General features: G+C 62.0%; 15 protein-coding genes. 12 read left to right on the top strand and 3 right to left on the bottom strand.

Going from position 1 to position 16,641, the window contains the following annotated elements; all coding sequences use genetic code 11:
* Both dnaQ and OC610_RS08160 read left to right on the top strand, forming a co-directional pair.
* A partial coding sequence (gene dnaQ / locus OC610_RS08165; RefSeq protein WP_264427364.1) for a DNA polymerase III subunit epsilon occupies positions 1-761 on the top strand: 761 nt, incomplete at its 5' end.
* Between the two features lie 254 nt (positions 762-1,015).
* A complete protein-coding gene (locus tag OC610_RS08160) occupies positions 1,016-1,630 on the top strand; it encodes a GNAT family N-acetyltransferase (protein WP_264427363.1) in 615 nt (204 codons plus the stop codon).
* On the opposite strand, the gene OC610_RS08155 is transcribed toward OC610_RS08160, so the two are convergent.
* Both OC610_RS08155 and OC610_RS08150 read right to left on the bottom strand, forming a co-directional pair.
* Positions 1,596-2,489 carry a LysR substrate-binding domain-containing protein gene (locus tag OC610_RS08155; protein WP_264427362.1) on the bottom strand — a complete coding sequence of 298 codons (894 nt, stop codon included), beginning with the start codon at positions 2,487-2,489 and terminating at the stop codon, positions 1,596-1,598. The two genes, OC610_RS08160 and OC610_RS08155, sit on opposite strands and share 35 nt — an antisense overlap.
* Positions 2,490-2,574: 85 nt before the next feature.
* Positions 2,575-2,835, bottom strand: a complete 261-nt coding sequence (locus tag OC610_RS08150) for a hypothetical protein (protein WP_264427361.1) — start codon at positions 2,833-2,835, stop codon at positions 2,575-2,577.
* Positions 2,836-3,021: 186 nt separating this feature from the next.
* Between OC610_RS08150 and OC610_RS08145 the strand changes: the two genes are divergently transcribed.
* Both OC610_RS08145 and OC610_RS08140 read left to right on the top strand, forming a co-directional pair.
* Positions 3,022-3,579 (top strand): NADPH-dependent FMN reductase, encoded by a 558-nt coding sequence (locus OC610_RS08145; protein ID WP_264427360.1) that lies wholly within the window; start codon positions 3,022-3,024, stop codon positions 3,577-3,579.
* A gap of 171 nt (positions 3,580-3,750) precedes the next feature.
* Entirely contained in the window at positions 3,751-5,034 is a 1,284-nt protein-coding gene (locus tag OC610_RS08140) for an arsenic transporter (RefSeq protein WP_264427359.1), read from the top strand.
* Positions 5,035-5,141: 107 nt separating this feature from the next.
* On the opposite strand, the gene OC610_RS08135 is transcribed toward OC610_RS08140, so the two are convergent.
* Positions 5,142-6,092, bottom strand: coding sequence for a DUF1853 family protein (locus OC610_RS08135; RefSeq protein ID WP_264427358.1), 951 nt, complete (start codon positions 6,090-6,092; stop codon positions 5,142-5,144).
* A gap of 105 nt (positions 6,093-6,197) precedes the next feature.
* Here OC610_RS08135 and OC610_RS08130 point away from each other — a divergent pair, with 105 nt between their 5' ends.
* The 8 genes from OC610_RS08130 (at position 6,198) to OC610_RS08095 (ending at position 16,576) form a co-directional block, all read left to right on the top strand.
* A complete protein-coding gene (locus tag OC610_RS08130; RefSeq protein ID WP_030142621.1) occupies positions 6,198-7,088 on the top strand; it encodes an NAD(+) kinase in 891 nt (296 codons plus the stop codon).
* Entirely contained in the window at positions 7,085-8,059 is a 975-nt protein-coding gene (locus OC610_RS08125; RefSeq protein ID WP_264427365.1) for a metallophosphoesterase, read from the top strand. The genes OC610_RS08130 and OC610_RS08125 overlap by 4 nt, the downstream gene beginning before the upstream one ends.
* The gene (locus OC610_RS08120; RefSeq protein WP_264427357.1) at positions 8,056-8,928 is read left to right on the top strand and encodes a rhomboid family intramembrane serine protease; all 873 of its coding nucleotides are present in this window, start codon (positions 8,056-8,058) and stop codon (positions 8,926-8,928) included. The genes OC610_RS08125 and OC610_RS08120 overlap by 4 nt, the downstream gene beginning before the upstream one ends.
* A 48-nt stretch (positions 8,929-8,976) precedes the next feature.
* On the top strand, positions 8,977-9,237 hold the full coding sequence (locus OC610_RS08115) for a YeaC family protein (RefSeq protein ID WP_030142618.1): 261 nt from the start codon (positions 8,977-8,979) through the stop codon (positions 9,235-9,237).
* The gene (locus OC610_RS08110; protein WP_264427356.1) at positions 9,234-10,064 is read left to right on the top strand and encodes a DUF2797 domain-containing protein; all 831 of its coding nucleotides are present in this window, start codon (positions 9,234-9,236) and stop codon (positions 10,062-10,064) included. Before OC610_RS08115 ends, OC610_RS08110 begins: the two co-directional genes overlap by 4 nt.
* Positions 10,065-10,077: 13 nt before the next feature.
* Entirely contained in the window at positions 10,078-12,735 is a 2,658-nt protein-coding gene (gene pepN / locus OC610_RS08105; protein ID WP_264427355.1) for an aminopeptidase N, read from the top strand.
* A gap of 369 nt (positions 12,736-13,104) precedes the next feature.
* Positions 13,105-14,157, top strand: a complete 1,053-nt coding sequence (locus tag OC610_RS08100) for a WD40/YVTN/BNR-like repeat-containing protein (protein ID WP_264427354.1) — start codon at positions 13,105-13,107, stop codon at positions 14,155-14,157.
* A gap of 43 nt (positions 14,158-14,200) precedes the next feature.
* Positions 14,201-16,576 (top strand): efflux RND transporter permease subunit, encoded by a 2,376-nt coding sequence (locus OC610_RS08095; protein WP_030142614.1) that lies wholly within the window; start codon positions 14,201-14,203, stop codon positions 16,574-16,576.
* Positions 16,577-16,641 lie beyond the last annotated feature (65 nt).

Genomic DNA, 16,641 nt, shown 5'->3' with positions numbered 1-16,641 from the left:
TGGCCAACAGATCTGTAGTACTGGATACCGAAACCACCGGCATGCCGGTGACCGACGGTCACCGGATTATCGAAATCGGCTGTGTCGAGCTGATCGGTCGGCGCCTGACCGGTCGTCATTTCCACGTTTACTTGCAGCCGGACCGCGAGAGCGACGAAGGCGCCATTGGCGTGCACGGCATCACCAACGAATTCCTGGTGGGCAAGCCGCGTTTCGCCGAAGTGGCCGATGAGTTCTTCGAGTTCATCCAGGGCGCGCAGTTGATCATCCACAACGCAGCGTTCGACGTCGGGTTCATCAATAACGAATTTGCCCTGATGGGCCAGCATGACCGGGCCGACATCACCCGGCACTGCACCATTCTCGACACCCTGATGATGGCCCGGGAACGGCACCCGGGGCAGCGCAACAGCCTCGATGCCTTGTGCAAGCGCTACGGCGTCGACAACTCCGGTCGTGAATTGCACGGCGCCTTGCTCGACTCCGAGATCCTCGCCGACGTCTACCTGACCATGACCGGCGGCCAGACCAGCCTGTCCCTGGCGGGCAACGCCTCGGACGGCAACGGTACCGGTGAAGGCTCGGGCAACCAGGCCACGGAAATCCGTCGTCTGCCGGCGGACCGCAAGCCCGCCCGGATCATCCGCGCCAGCGAAAACGACCTGGCCGAACATGCCGCACGTCTGGAAGCCATCGCCAAATCGGCCGGCGCCCCGGCATTGTGGACGCAACTGGTCGAGGCGCAGGCCGCCGCGAACTGATGGCACCCTGTGGGAGCGAGCCTGCTCGCGAAAGTGCCGGGTCAGTTGGCATCTGTACTGCGCCGACGCCTTCGCGAGCAGGCTCGCTCCCACAGGTTAGTTAGCGATCATTTCTCGCCACAATCACCCGTTGCTTCTAACCTGAAGTAAAGGTATGCCATGGATACCCGCTTGATGCGTAAAGATTCGAGAGGCAAGGGCAATGGATGGCACTTCGCTGTTGGTTGCCTCAAGGAATGAGGACCTTTCCCAGTATGCAACCCGTCATGAATCCCAAGTACCCTGGCCTGTCGGTCCGCGTTGCCGATGACGGATTCGCCGCTTATATCTGGGGCAGCGATTTCAGTTTCGACGTCAGCGCCTATGGCACGGCGCAGATCGGTCGGCCGGTCAGCCAGTGGCCGGTAACGCCCATCGTTCCGTATCGCAAGTGCTATGGCATCGATCCGGAAGAGTTCGGCAGCTTCCGCAATGCTCCGGAAAGTGAAATCTTCATGGCCTATCTGGACGACCAGCCCGTGGGGCATCTGGTGGTCAGTACCAACTGGAACGGTTATGCCCATATCGACGAGTTGGCGGTGCATGCCCCGGCTCGCCGGCACGGCGTGGCGAAGGCATTGCTGGACGTGGCGCTGTTCTGGAGTCGCAAGAAAAAACTTCCGGGCATCATGTTGGAAACGCAGAACAACAACCTGGGTGCCTGCCGGCTCTACGAACGTTGCGGTTATGTGCTGGGTGGCATCGATCACCTGCGCTATCGCGGCATCGATCGACACACCGCCGAGGTGGCGTTGTTCTGGTACCGGTTGTTCGACGATCCACTGGGCATGACGATCAGTGGTTCAGCAACGCCTCGGCTTGTTCCTTGATCCGCTCCAGCAACGATTGGACCGTGGGGGTGGGCTCCGCGCCGTTCAGGCTCAGTGCGTAAAGGCAGATGGGCACGGCCGGCGACACCGGGCAGATATCCAGCTCGCTGCCCTTGGCCCCCGACGCGGTGAAGGGATCGACAATGGCCAGGCCTTCGCCGGCCTCGACCATCGCCCGCATCATCTGGTGCGTCTGCACGCGGATCTGGATCACCGGCGCGGGGCGCAGTGCGGCGAGTTTATGATCGAAGGCCGGACTCAACGGGTCGTGGCCATCGAGACCCACCAGCGACTGGCCCGCCAGGTCCTGAAGCGAAATGTATTTCTGCCGCGGTTGCAGCCAGCCATGGGGTGCCAGCAATTGCAGTTTGCCTTGGGCGATCATCTGGCACTGGATGTCGGGGTGTTCGGGGTCGTGCAGGCTCAGGCCCAGGTCGCTTTCACGCAGCAAGAGATGCTTGACGATTTCACGGGTTGGCTGGCTGAGGAGCGTGCAGGGCGCGTCCGGAAGGCGTCGGCGCAAGGCGGCGATGCTCAGGGGCACCAGTTGTTGGGCCAATGGCGGTGTGCAAATGATGCGAAGGGGCGGCGCCTGGTAATGTTTCAGGCTACTGGCCAACCGTTGTATCGGTTCGAGGGTGTCGTACAGGCGCGTGATGCCATCGCGCAAGGCCAGGGTTTCCCGAGTCGCCTGCAATCGTCCGCGCACGCTGGCGAACAGCATGAAGCCAAGCTGGGCTTCGGCATCGCGCAGGATCGACTCGACCTCGACCATTGGCAATTGCAGCCATTCGGCCGCTGTGCCCAGGTGACCAGTCTGCAGCAGCGCCTGGATCACTTCGATGTGGCGTAAACGCATGCAAGAAGTCCGTATTAGGCAGGTAAGCCATTGAGTGGCTGAATCCTAACCCAATTGCGGGTGCGACTTCTGCTCATGCAGGCAGTTATAACGCGATCTGCGGTTCGACTTGGACCTGAGGCTGCGGCGCTGTTTCCGGTTCGCGGATCAGTTGGACGCCGGACTGCACCAGAAGGAAAGTGTCCTCATCCAGCTTGTTGACGCGGTCGCCAATGGCCAGTTTATAGGTGACGACATCCTTGCCACTGCCGTCCTGGGACGGATCCGATTCTTGGAATTCATGCACCGAATAGACGCGGCCTTCGGCGTCCCGTGCATGGAATTGTCCGACAAGTACTGCTGCCATTGCTTAGAACCTCTGGAAATAGATCACTCGATTTGCGGTTCTGTAGACCTTGGTCAAGTGCGGTAAGTTTTCCCACAAGAAAAAAATAGTCGGTGTGGCGGGTTTTCGACGTTCCACTGGTCCAATTGTCGTGCCGATCATCTATAACTACAGGCTCCCTTTGAGCCGACAGTCGAGAAACCTCCCATGAGTCATGTCTATACAGTCGCTGTTTTAGTGGGCAGCCTGCGCAAGGCGTCGATCAACCGCAAGATTGCCCTTGCACTGGCCGAACTCGCACCGGCCCAGCTGAAGCTGGAAATCGTCGAGATTGGCGAGTTGCCACTCTATAACGAAGACCTCGACGTCACGCCGCCGACGGCGTACACCGCGTTTCGCCAGAAGGTTGGAGCCGCCGACGCGTTGCTGTTCGTGACCCCGGAATACAACCGCTCGGTTCCAGCTCCTTTGAAAAACGCCATCGACGTCGGCTCGCGCCCCTACGGCCAGAGTTGCCTGAGCGGCAAACCGGGCGCGGTGATCAGTGCCTCGCCGGGTGCCATAGGCGGCTTCGGCGCCAATCATCATTTGCGCCAGTCGCTGGTATTTCTCGATGTACCTTGCATGCAGCAACCGGAAGCCTACCTGAGCGGCGCGGGCACGGCGTTCGACGAAGCGGGCAAGCTGTCGGATTCGGTCAGGCCTTTCCTGCAGAAATTCATCGATGCCTATGGCAAGTGGGTCGAGCAACATAAGAAAATCTGATACCACCGCAAACCCCGTGGCGAGGGAGCTTGCTCCCGCTGGACTGCGCAGCAGGCCCAAGTTTTGTGCCGCGACGCAAATTGTGGGGGGCCGCTTCGCGACCCAGCGGGAGCAAGCTCCCTCGCCACAATGTATTGCGCGCTGTCTTTAACGTTCTCTAGGTTGTTACGCATGCTCGTCGCGTCGTTGATTTTTCTGCTGACCATCACCCTGGTGATCTGGCAGCCCAAAGGCTTGGGTGTCGGCTGGAGCGCCACCCTCGGCGCGTTGTTGGCGTTGCTCAGTGGGGTGGTACACGTCGGTGACATTGCAGTGGTCTGGCAGATCATCTGGAACGCCACCGGTACGTTCGTCGCGCTGATCATCATCAGCCTGTTGCTGGACGAGGCCGGTTTCTTCGCTTGGGCCGCCCTGCATGTGGCGCGTTGGGGGCGGGGCAATGGACGCAAGCTGTTCGCCTTCATGGTGCTGCTCGGCGCCCTGGTGTCGGCGCTGTTCGCCAATGATGGGGCGGCGCTGATCCTGACGCCCATTGTGATTTCGATGCTGTTGGCCCTGCGGTTTTCCCCCGCGTCGACCCTGGCGTTCGTGATGGGCGCCGGTTTTATCGCTGATACCGCCAGCCTGCCGCTGGTGGTGTCGAACCTGGTAAACATCGTCTCGGCGGATTTCTTCGGCATTGGTTTCAACCGCTATGCGTCGGTCATGGTGCCGGTGAACCTGGTCAGCGTGGCGGCCAGCCTGGCGATACTGCTGTGGGTGTTTCGTCGCGACATTCCGCGTGACTACGACCCGCATCAACTGGACGATCCGGCGACCGCGATCCACGACAAGGCGACGTTTTATGCCGGCTGGGCCGTGTTGTTGATCCTGCTGCTGGGTTGCTTCGCCTTGGAGCCGCTGGGGATTCCCATCAGCGCGATTTCCGCAGTCTGCGCTGCGTTGCTGCTGGCCGTGGCGGCACGTGGCCACAAGATTTCCACGCGCAAGGCGATGAAGGAAGCCCCTTGGCAGATCGTGATTTTTTCCCTGGGCATGTACTTGGTGGTCTATGGCCTGCGTAACGCGGGCCTGACGGGCTACCTCGCCCATTGGCTCGACGGTTTCGCAGGTTATGGCGTGTGGGGCGCGGCCATGGGCACGGGGCTCCTGACCGCGCTGCTGTCATCGTTGATGAACAACTTGCCGACGGTGCTGGTCGGGGCCTTGTCCATCGATGCCAGCCAGGCCACCGGCGCGGTCAAGGAGGCGATGGTCTACGCCAACGTCATCGGCAGCGACCTGGGCCCGAAAATCACCCCGATCGGCAGCCTGGCAACCTTGTTGTGGCTACATGTGCTGGCGCGCAAGGATATTCGCATTGGCTGGGGCTATTACTTCAAGGTGGGGATTGTGTTGACGGTGCCGGTGTTGCTGGTGACGTTGGCGGCGCTGGCCGTGCGGTTGTCCCTGTAGGAGCTGCCGAGCGAAGCGAGGCTGCGATCTTTGCGCTGACACTTGAGTCTCAAGGGAAAGATCAAATCAAAAGATCGCAGGCTTCGCCAGCTCCTACGGGGCGGTTGTTAGCCATTGCCCGGCACATCCGGCCAAAGGTCCGCCACCAGGAACGCCCGCTCGGCTTCCTCCCATTCCCCCTCGGCATTCTCCGTCAGGCGCACCATCAGCTGCGCTGGTGCCATCGGGTCGAGGGCGGTTCGCCAGGCGTCCAGCTGTGCCTCGGTCCAGACCTGCTCCGCAGGGTAATGGGCCGGCGCGAGCCAGGCGGCGCGGGGCAGGGGTTGCCAGTGGCCTGGCGGTCGTTGGGCGACGAACCCCGACCAGTCCCGCTGGTGCAGCCAGCGGCCGCGCAAATGCCTGGGGTGCGCGCCGCTCGGTGGTTCGGCCTCACCCGGCCACGGGTAGAGCAGATAGCCGCCGAGCCAGAGGTGCGAGCGAAACGATTCGATGCCCAGCGCCGCCAAGGCCTCGCGGCTCTCCGGACATGCGCAAATCGGCAATTGGTGCTCATGCAGGTGCGCCAGCTTACGGTCCAGGCGATCATGGCAACCGGGGCCGAGCCACTGCGCGGTGTCGTGCCCGTTGCCTTGTTGCGGACCGAGGTACAGCTTGATCGCCAGTTCCAGGTGATGAACACCTTCGCCATCACGCAGCAACAGATCCAATTCCCCCAACGTATGGCCTTCGCGACGAATCGGCAGGTTCGCCGCGATCCATTCGATGCCCGGTGCGTGTTGTACGGCAAATTGCCACAACCTTTCGTAATACAGGCCCAGGCGCCGTGTCCGGCCTTGGGACAGGCATTGCAGCAACGGGTAGCTGTCGCGGTCCAGTTGGCGCAGCCAGTGTTCCAGCCGGTGCGGCTGTTGCACCCAGTCGCTGCCCGCCAGGGGATGACGCTGGGGCCAAGGGGTGTCGATGAGCATCGGCGGCGCGATGATCACCCACGCCAGGTCCCGCACTTCGGGGTGGCGCAGGCGGCGGGGCAGGTCGAGCAATTCAGGGAACAGGATCATCTTGCGAGCATAGCCGTTGCGCTGGAGGCTTAAAGAATTTTGTCTACGGAGCGCTTTCGCCCATAATCGGGTTTTTCGCCCGCCGCAGACCCTCGCAGGAGCCTCATGGAGCAATTTCGCAATATCGGCATCATCGGTCGCCTGGGCAGTTCACAGGTGCTGGACACCGTTCGCCGTCTCAAACGTTTCCTCCTGGAGCGGCACCTGCATGTGATCCTCGAAGACACCATCGCCGAAGTGCTGCCGGGCCACGGCCTGCAAACGTCGTCGCGCAAGATGCTGGGCGAAGTCTGCGACATGGTCATCGTCGTCGGCGGGGACGGCAGCCTGCTGGGCGCCGCCCGGGCCCTGGCGCGGCACAACATTCCGGTACTGGGGATCAACCGTGGCAGTCTTGGCTTCCTGACGGATATCCGCCCTGACGAGCTGGAGGTCAAGGTCGCCGAGGTCCTGGACGGTCACTACCTGGTGGAGAACCGCTTCCTGCTGCAAGCCGAGGTCCGTCGTCACGCCGAGGCCATCGGCCAGGGCGATGCCCTCAACGACGTGGTGCTGCACCCCGGCAAGTCCACGCGCATGATCGAATTCGAGTTGTACATCGACGGCCAGTTCGTCTGCAGCCAGAAGGCCGACGGCCTGATCGTCGCCACACCGACCGGTTCCACCGCCTACGCGCTGTCGGCCGGCGGCCCGATCATGCATCCCAAGCTCGACGCTATTGTGATTGTGCCCATGTACCCCCATACCTTGTCTGGGCGACCCATTGTGGTCGATGGCAACAGTGAGCTGAAAATCGTCGTGTCCAAGGATATGCAGATCTACCCTCAAGTGTCGTGTGACGGCCAGAACCATTTCACCTGCGCGCCAGGTGACACCATCACGGTCAGCAAGAAGGCCCAGAAGCTACGCCTGATCCACCCGCTGGATCACAACTACTACGAAGTCTGCCGGACCAAGCTCGGCTGGGGCAGTCGTCTGGGGGGTGGAGGCGACTGATGCTCGATCCCGCGCGCAGTTACGACCTGATCGGCGACGTGCACGGATGCGCCTTGACCCTGGAACACCTGCTGGACCGACTCGGTTACCACAAGCAGGGCGGGGTCTGGCGGCATCCGTCGCGCATGGCCGTGTTCCTGGGCGACATCATCGACCGTGGCCCGCGGATTCGCGAGGCGCTGCACATCGTCCATGACATGGTCGTGGCCGGCCAGGCGCTGTGCATCATGGGCAACCACGAATTCAACGCCCTGGGTTGGAGCACGCCGGCATTGCCGGGCAGCGGCCAGCGCTACGTGCGCGAACACACGCCGCGCCACGCCCGCCTGCTCAGCGAGACCCTGACCCAATTCGAACAGCACCCTGGCGACTGGCAGGATTTTCTCAAGTGGTTCTATGAACTGCCGCTGTTTGTCGATGCCGGCCGCTTCCGCGTGGTTCACGCCTGCTGGGACGCCGGCCTGATCGAGCCGCTGCGGGGCTTGTTCCCGGATGGCTGCATCGACGAGCATTTCCTCCAGGCATCGGCCGAGTCGGGCAGTTTCGCCTGTACCGTGTTCGACCGCCTGCTGCGCGGCACCGACATGCGCCTGCCCCATGGCATGACCCTGACCGGCGGCGACGGCCTGACGCGGGCTTTCTTCCGCACCAAATTCTGGGAAGACAACCCGCAGACCTATGGCGACATCGTCTTCCAACCCGATGCGTTGCCAGAACCCGTGGCACGCACGCCGCTGTCGCCGGACGAGAAAAACAACCTGCTGCGCTATGGCGTCGATGAACCGTTGCTGTTCGTCGGGCATTACTGGCGCAGCGGCAAGCCCGCGCCGATCCGTCCGAACCTGGCGTGCCTGGACTACAGCGCGGTGCTCTACGGCAAATTGGTCGCCTATCGCCTCGACCAGGAAACCCGCCTCGATCCGCACAAATTCGTCTGGGTGAACGTCGAGCGACCGGAGGTGGTGCGATGAGTGCCGTCGCCGTCCTGCGCTTGCCCCTGGGCGCGGACCTGAGTGGTTTCGTCAAGTTGCTGCAACGCATGCAAGTGCCCCATCGGGTCAGCGAAGAGGCGGGCGAGCAAGTGCTATGGGTGCCGGATGAAATCAGTGAGGACGTGCGTTCGTTGTACGCGCGTTTTCCCGCCGGCGACCCTGATCAACAGCTGGAACTTCCGGACCTGGGCGGCACGTCCCGGCGCCCCGGATTCGTCGCGCAGCTGACCCGCAGCCCGGTGACCGCCCTGGTGTTGCTGCTGAGCCTGATCGTCAGCGCCGTCACGCTGCTGGGGGAAAATCTCGACACCTTGCGCTGGTTGACCTTCCTGGAGTTTCGCGTGGTTGGCGACTACATCCAGTTCACGCCGTTGGCCGATAGCCTGGCGGCGGGGCAGTGGTGGCGCCTGGTGACGCCGATGCTGATCCACTTCGGCTTCCTGCACATCGCCATGAACGGCATGTGGTATTGGGAGCTGGGGCGGCGGATCGAAGCGCGCCAGGGCGGCATAAACCTGTTGGGGCTGACGCTGTTGTTCAGCCTCGTTTCCAATTTCGCCCAGTATTTTTTCAGCGGTCCGACGCTGTTCGGCGGCTTGTCGGGTGTCTTGTACGGCCTGCTGGGGCATTGCTGGATTTACCAGTTGCTCGCGCCGAACCCGGCGTATCACTTGCCCCGCGGGGTATTGGTGATGATGCTGGTGTGGTTGTTGCTGTGCCTGTCCGGCCTGGTCTCGCTGATCGGTTTTGGCGAGATTGCCAACGCGGCCCATGTCGGCGGGTTGCTCGTCGGTTGCTTCACCGGGTTGTTGGGCGGGCTGTTCGCACGCCGTAAAATGCTCCGCTGACCGGCGACCTGTGCCTTTTTGAAAATGCGCGATTTGCGCGGAGAACCCATGTCTTCATTCAACGAAATGATCCAGAACATCACCCCCGACATCTACCGCAGCCTGAAGCTGGCCGTGGAAATCGGTAAATGGGCCGATGGCAACAAGCTCACCGCCGAGCAGCGCGAGCTGTCGCTGCAAGCGATGATCGCCTGGGAAATCCAGAACCTGCCCGAAGAAGAGCGCACCGGCTACATGGGCCCCCAGGAATGCCAGTCGAAAGCCACTGAAGTGCCGAATATCCTGTTCAAGTCGGACGCCATCCATTGATCGAGATTGGCCGCGGTGCAATCAGCAAGATGTCGGCACGCCTGGACGGGCCGACCGTTCAATACGCCTTTCGCCTGGGCGATGTCGAGGTGCCGGTCAATCCGTTGATCGGCAGCACGATTCGCCTGGAATACCTCGGTGCGATTCATTGCACCCATTGCGGACGCCGGACCAAGACCAGCTTCAGCCAGGGCTATTGTTACCCGTGCATGACCAAGCTGGCCCAATGCGACCTGTGCATCATGAGCCCCGAGCGTTGCCATTTCGATGCCGGTACCTGTCGGGATCCGGCCTGGGGCGAGCAGTTCTGCATGACCGATCACGTGGTCTACCTGGCCAACTCATCGGGCGTGAAGGTCGGCATCACCCGCGCCACGCAATTGCCGACCCGTTGGCTGGACCAGGGCGCGAGCCAGGCACTGCCGATCCTGCGGGTCGCAACCCGCCAGCAGTCGGGTTTTGTCGAAGACCTGTTCCGCAGCCAGGTGGCGGACAAGACCAATTGGCGCGCCTTGCTCAAGGGCGATGCGGCGGCGGTGGACCTGCCGGCGATCCGTGATTCGCTGTTTGAAAGCTGCGCCCAGGGCCTGCAGGGGCTTCAGGAACGATTCGGCTTGCAGGCGATCCAGACAATAGCGGACGTCGAACCGATCGAGATCCGTTACCCGGTGCAGCAGTATCCGGCCAAGATCGTCAGCTTCAACCTGGACAAGGACCCGATCGCCGAAGGCACGCTGCTGGGCATCAAGGGCCAGTACCTGATTTTCGACACTGGCGTGATCAACATTCGTAAATACACGGCTTACCAGCTCGCCGTGCATCAGTAGAAGGATTCGACCCATGCGCACCGAACAACCGAAGATGATCTACCTGAAGGACTATCAGGCTCCCGAATACCTGATCGACGAGACGCACCTGACCTTCGAGTTGTTCGAGGACCACAGCCTGGTCCATGCGCAACTGGTGATGCGCCGCAACCCCGAGCGCGGTGCCGGTTTGCCGCCGCTGGTGCTCGACGGCCAGCAGTTGGAGTTGCTGTCGATCAAGCTCGACGACGCCGACCTGGGGCAGGGCGACTATCGGTTGGATGACAGCCACCTGACCTTGCAGCCCAAGGCCCAGGCGTTCACGGTCGACACAACCGTGCGCATTCATCCGGAAACCAACACCGCCCTGGAAGGCCTGTACAAATCCGGCAGCATGTTCTGTACCCAGTGCGAGGCCGAAGGCTTCCGCAAGATCACCTACTACCTCGACCGCCCGGACGTGATGAGCAAGTTCACCACCACCGTGGTGGCCGAGCAGCACAGCTATCCGGTGCTGCTGTCCAACGGCAACCCGATCGCCAGCGGCCCCGGCGAAGACGGCCGGCACTGGGCGACCTGGGAAGACCCGTTCAAGAAACCCGCCTACCTGTTTGCCCTGGTGGCCGGTGACCTGTGGTGCGTCGAAGACACCTTCACCACGATGACCGAGCGCACCGTGGCGCTGCGCATCTACGTCGAGCCTGAAAACATCGACAAGTGCCAGCACGCCATGACCAGCCTGAAGAAATCGATGCGCTGGGACGAGGAGGTGTACGGTCGCGAGTACGACCTCGACATCTTCATGATTGTCGCGGTCAACGACTTCAACATGGGCGCCATGGAAAACAAGGGCCTCAACATCTTCAACTCCAGCGCCGTGCTGGCCCGTGCCGAAACCGCCACCGACGCCGCGCACCAGCGCGTCGAGGCGATCGTGGCCCACGAATACTTCCATAACTGGTCCGGCAACCGCGTGACTTGCCGCGACTGGTTCCAGTTGTCGCTCAAGGAAGGCTTCACGGTGTTCCGCGACGCCGGGTTTTCGGCGGACATGAACTCGGCCACCGTCAAGCGCATCCAGGACGTCGCTTACCTGCGTACGCACCAGTTTGCCGAGGACGCCGGCCCGATGGCCCATCCGGTGCGCCCGGACAGCTTCATCGAGATCTCCAACTTCTACACCCTGACCGTGTACGAAAAGGGCTCGGAAGTGGTCGGCATGATCCACACCCTGCTGGGCGCCGAAGGCTTCCGCAAGGGCAGCGACTTGTATTTCGAACGCCACGACGGCCAGGCCGTGACCTGCGACGACTTCATCAAGGCCATGGAAGACGCCAACGGTGTCGACCTGAGCCAATTCAAGCGCTGGTACAGCCAGGCCGGCACGCCACGGCTGGCGGTGAGCGAGTCCTACGACGCCGCGGCCAAGACCTACAGCCTGACCTTCCGCCAGAGCTGCCCGCCAACACCGGACAAAGCGGAAAAACTGCCGTTCGTGATTCCGGTCGAGTTGGGCTTGCTCGCCAGCAACGGCGCTGAAATCCCACTGCGCCTGAGCAGCGAAGCAGCGGCCAGCGGCACCACCCGCGTGATCTCGGTGACCGAAGCCGAGCAGACCTTCACCTTTGTCGATGTCGCTGAAAAGCCTCTGCCTTCGTTGTTGCGCGGTTTCTCGGCGCCGGTGAAGCTGAGCTTCCCGTACGACCGCGACCAACTGATGTTCCTGATGCAGCACGACAGCGACGGCTTCAACCGCTGGGACGCCGGCCAGCAGTTGTCGGTGCAGGTGTTGCAGGAGCTGATCGGCCAGCATCAGAAGGGCGAGAGCCTGGTCCTGGACCCGCGACTGGTCAGCGCATTGCGCACCGTGCTATCGGACGATTCGCTGGATCAGGCGATGGTCGCCGAAATGCTCTCGCTACCAAGCGAAGCCTACCTGACCGAAATCAGCGAAGTGGCGGATGTCGAGGCGATCCACGCCGCCCGCGAGTTCGCGCGCCGGCAACTGGCCGACAGCCTGTTCGAAGCCTTGTGGCTGCGCTACGAAGCCAACCGCGATTTGTCCCGGCGCACGCCGTACGTGGCCGAGGCCGAGCATTTCGCCCGTCGCGCGTTGCAGAACATCGCACTGTCGTACCTGATGCTGACCGACAAGCCGCAAGTGCTGAGCGCGACGCTCGATCAGTTCGACGCCGCCGACAACATGACCGAGCGCCTCACGGCGCTGGCGGTGCTGGTCAACTCGCCGTTCGAGGCCGAGAAGGCCAAGGCGCTGGAAGTGTTTGCGGAAAACTTCAAGGGCAATCCGCTGGTCATGGACCAGTGGTTCAGCGTCCAGGCCGGCAGCCCGTTGCCGGGTGGCCTGGAGCGGGTCAAGGCGCTGATGGAGCACCCGGCGTTCAACATCAAGAACCCGAACAAGGTGCGGGCGCTGATCGGCGCGTTCGCCGGGCAAAACCTGATCAACTTCCACGCCGCCGACGGTTCGGGCTACCGCTTCCTGGCGGACCTGGTGATCCAGCTCAATGGCTTCAATCCACAGATCGCCTCGCGACAACTGGCGCCGCTGACCCGCTGGCGCAAATACGACAGCGCCCGGCAGGCGCTGATGAAGGCCGAGCTGGAACGCATTCTCGCGTCCGGCGCGCTTTCCGCCGATGTGTTCGAGGTGGTGAGCAAGAGCCTGGCTTGACCTTGATTCCGCGGTCTGCCAGGCGGACCGCGGTGCCTTCATCGCGAGCAAGCTCGCTCCCACAGTAGATCTTCAGCGAACACCTATTCTGTGATCAGCCTGGCCCCCCTGTGGGAGCGAGCTTGCTCGCGATAGCGTCAGCCCTGTCACCGCCTAGCCCCTCGCTATCACCCCACCGAATACCCCGCCATTCACCCCCATCACCTATCCCCACGGTTAACAAAAGATAACGTGGCGTCGATTGTCAGACCTTTCGAAAGCCCGATAGGATAGCTCAGCTTCCGAGTGGCTCTAGATTGCAGGTTTCAGGGCTATGCTCCGAGACTGGCGACGTACCAGGCCATAACAATAATAATGGGGGAAAGGTCTATGAATGAGCCTGTCATGGCTGTGGGCCGCTGCCGGCCGCCGATGCTGCGCCGTGTGGCGTTGCTGGCCTCGGCGCTCTCGCTGCTGGGCTCTGTCGTGTTGTCGGCACCGGTGCTTGCGGTGGCGGCATCGACGTCCGATGTCATCTATTCCGTCGAATCGGCCAAGGCCAGCAAGACCCTGATGCTCGATGTGGTGCATGCCGGACAGCGCCTGGTGGCGGTCGGCGACCGTGGGCATATCGTCTATTCCGATGACCACGGCACGTCCTGGACCCAGGCGAAGGTGCCGACCCGCCAGTTGCTCACAGCCGTCTTTTTCGTCGATGACAAGCACGGCTGGGCGGTGGGGCACGACGCGCAGATCCTCGCCAGCGAGGACGGCGGCAGCACCTGGACCAAGCAATTCGAAGACCTCCCTCGTGAAGCACCGTTGCTGGACATCTGGTTCCAGGACGCCAGCCATGGTTTCGCCGTGGGCGCCTACGGGGCGCTGTACGAGACCACCGACGGTGGCAAGCACTGGGAAGACGCCAGCGACCGCCTCGACAATGAAGATCAATACCACCTCAACGCCATCGCCGCCGTGAAGGATGCCGGGCTGTTCGTCGTCGGCGAGGCCGGCAGCATGTTCCGCTCCGCCGACTGGGGGCAGACCTGGGAAAAACTCCAGGGGCCGTATGAAGGCTCGCTGTTTGGCGTCGTTGGCACCGCCCAGCCTTCGACCCTGCTGGCCTACGGTCTTCGCGGCAATCTGTATCGTTCCGCCGATTTTGGCACGACCTGGGAGCAGGTCGAGCTCAAGGCCGCCCGTGGTGCGCTGGAGTTCGGCTTGTCGGGCGCGACGCTGTTGCCGGACGGCTCGATCGTGATCGTCGGCAACGGTGGCAGCGTGATCCGCAGCACCGACGACGGCGTGACGTTCAGTGTCTTCAACCGCCCCGACCGTATTTCCGTAGCGGCCGTCACGGCGGCGGGCAACGGCAACCTGATCCTGGCGGGACAGGGCGGCGTTCGCGCCACCACGTCCACTGGCGCCGAACTGAGCAAATGAGCCGGGCCTGTCAGACGGGCACAATAACAACAAGGCGGACCCCATGAGCAGTCATCACCAAGACAAGGCGACATTCCTCGAACGCCTGATTTTCAATAACCGCCCGGCAGTGATCGTCATTTGCCTGCTGGTCAGCATTTTCCTGTTCTGGCAGGCCACGCTGATCCGGCCGTCCACCAGCTTCGAAAAAATGATCCCCCTCGAGCACCCTTTCATCGAGAAAATGCTCGAACACCGCAACGACCTGGCGAACCTGGGCAACACGGTGCGCATCTCCGTTGAAGCCACCGATGGCGACATCTTCTCCAAGGATTACATGGAGACCCTGCGCCAGATCCACGACGAAGTCTTCTATATCCCGGGTGTCGACCGTTCCGGGCTCAAGTCGCTGTGGAGCCCGAGCGTGCGCTGGACCGAGGTGACGGAGGAGGGCTTCGCCGGCGGCGAGGTGATTCCCCAGAGCTACGACGGCTCGGCCGACAGCCTCGACCTGTTGCGCAACAACGTGCTCAAGTCCGGCCAGGTCGGGCGCTTGGTGGCGAACGATTTCAAATCGAGCATCGTCGACATTCCGCTGCTGGAGTCCTACCCGGACCCGCAGGATCAAGGCAAGTTGCTCGCCCTGGACTACCGCAAATTCTCCCATGAGCTTGAAGACAAGATCCGCAACAAGTTCGAAGCCCAGAACCCCAATGTGCAGATCCACATCGTCGGTTTCGCCAAGAAAGTCGGCGACCTGATCGATGGCCTGGTCATGGTGGTGATGTTCTTCGGCGTGGCCTTCGTGATTACGCTGATCCTGCTGTACTGGTTCACGAACTGCATGCGCAGCACCGTCGCCGTGTTGAGCACCACCCTGGTGGCGGTAGTCTGGCAATTGGGGCTGATGCACGCGGCGGGCTTTGGACTTGATCCTTACTCGATGCTGGTGCCGTTCCTGATCTTCGCCATCGGTATCTCCCATGGCGTGCAGAAAATCAACGGCATCGCCTTGCAATCCAGCGAGGCGGACAACGCCCTGACCGCAGCGCGGCGCACCTTCCGCCAATTGTTCCTGCCGGGCATGATCGCGATCCTGGCCGATGCCGTCGGCTTCATCACCTTGTTGATCATCGACATCGGCGTGATCCGCGAACTCGCCATCGGCGCCTCCATCGGCGTGGCGGTCATCGTGTTCACCAACCTGATCCTGCTGCCGGTGGCGATCTCCTACGTCGGCATCAGCAAGCGGGCCGTGGAGCGCAGCAAGAAAGACGCGACCCGCGAGCATCCGTTCTGGCGCACGCTGTCGAACTTCGCCAGCGCCAAGGTCGCACCGGTATCGATTGCCCTGGCCGTGCTCGCGTTTGGCGGCGGCCTCTGGTACAGCCAGAACCTGAAGATCGGCGACCTCGACCAGGGCGCGCCGGAGCTGCGTCCGGACTCGCGCTACAACCAGGACAACAATTTCATCATCAGCAATTACTCCACCAGCTCCGATGTACTGGTGGTGATGGTCAAGACCAAGGCAGAAGGCTGTTCGCGCTATGAGGCCATGGCGCCGATCGACGAGCTGATGTGGAAGATGCAGAACACCGAAGGTGTGCAGTCGGCGATTTCCCTGGTGACCGTGTCCAAGCAGATGATCAAGGGCATGAACGAGGGCAACCTGAAATGGGAAACCCTGTCGCGCAACCCTGATGTGCTCAACAGCTCCATTGCCCGGGCCGATGGCCTGTACAACAACAGCTGTTCCCTGGCGCCGGTGCTGGTGTTCCTCAACGATCACAAGGCCGAGACCCTGGACCGCGCAGTTAAGGCGGTGCAGGACTTTGCCAAGGACAACAACCGCGATGGCCTGGAGTTCATCCTGGCTGCCGGCAATGCGGGCATCGAGGCCGCCACCAACGAAGTGATCAAGGAATCGGAATTGACCATTCTGGTCCTGGTTTATATCTGCGTGGCGACCATGTGCATGATCACTTTCCGTTCCTGGGCGGCGACGCTGTGCATTGTGCTGCCGCTCGTGCTGACGTCGGTGCTGGGCAACGCGCTGATGGCATTCATGGGCATCGGCGTGAAAGTCGCGACCCTGCCGGTGGTTGCGCTGGGGGTGGGGATTGGCGTGGACTACGGCATCTACATCTACAGTCGCCTGGAAAGTTTCCTGCGCGCTGGCTTGCCGTTGCAGGAAGCCTACTACCAGACGCTGAAATCCACGGGCAAAGCGGTGCTGTTCACCGGTTTGTGCCTGGCGATTGGCGTGTGCACCTGGATCTTCTCGGCCATCAAGTTCCAGGCGGACATGGGCTTGATGCTGACGTTCATGCTGTTGTGGAACATGTTTGGTGCGTTGTGGCTGCTGCCGGCGCTGGCGCGGTTCCTGATCAAGCCTGAGAAGCTGGCGGGACAGAAAGGTAATTCGCTGTTTGCCCATTGATGGGTGGCAAAGGAACTTGCCCCGCCGGGTCTGTAGGAGCTGGCGAAGCCTGCGATCTTTGGGAC

Origin of the sequence: Pseudomonas agronomica, from assembly GCF_025917275.1 — a bacterium.
In the GTDB taxonomy this organism is placed as follows: Bacteria; Pseudomonadota; Gammaproteobacteria; order Pseudomonadales; family Pseudomonadaceae; genus Aquipseudomonas; species Aquipseudomonas agronomica.
This window is presented reverse-complemented; position numbering and strand designations above follow the sequence as displayed.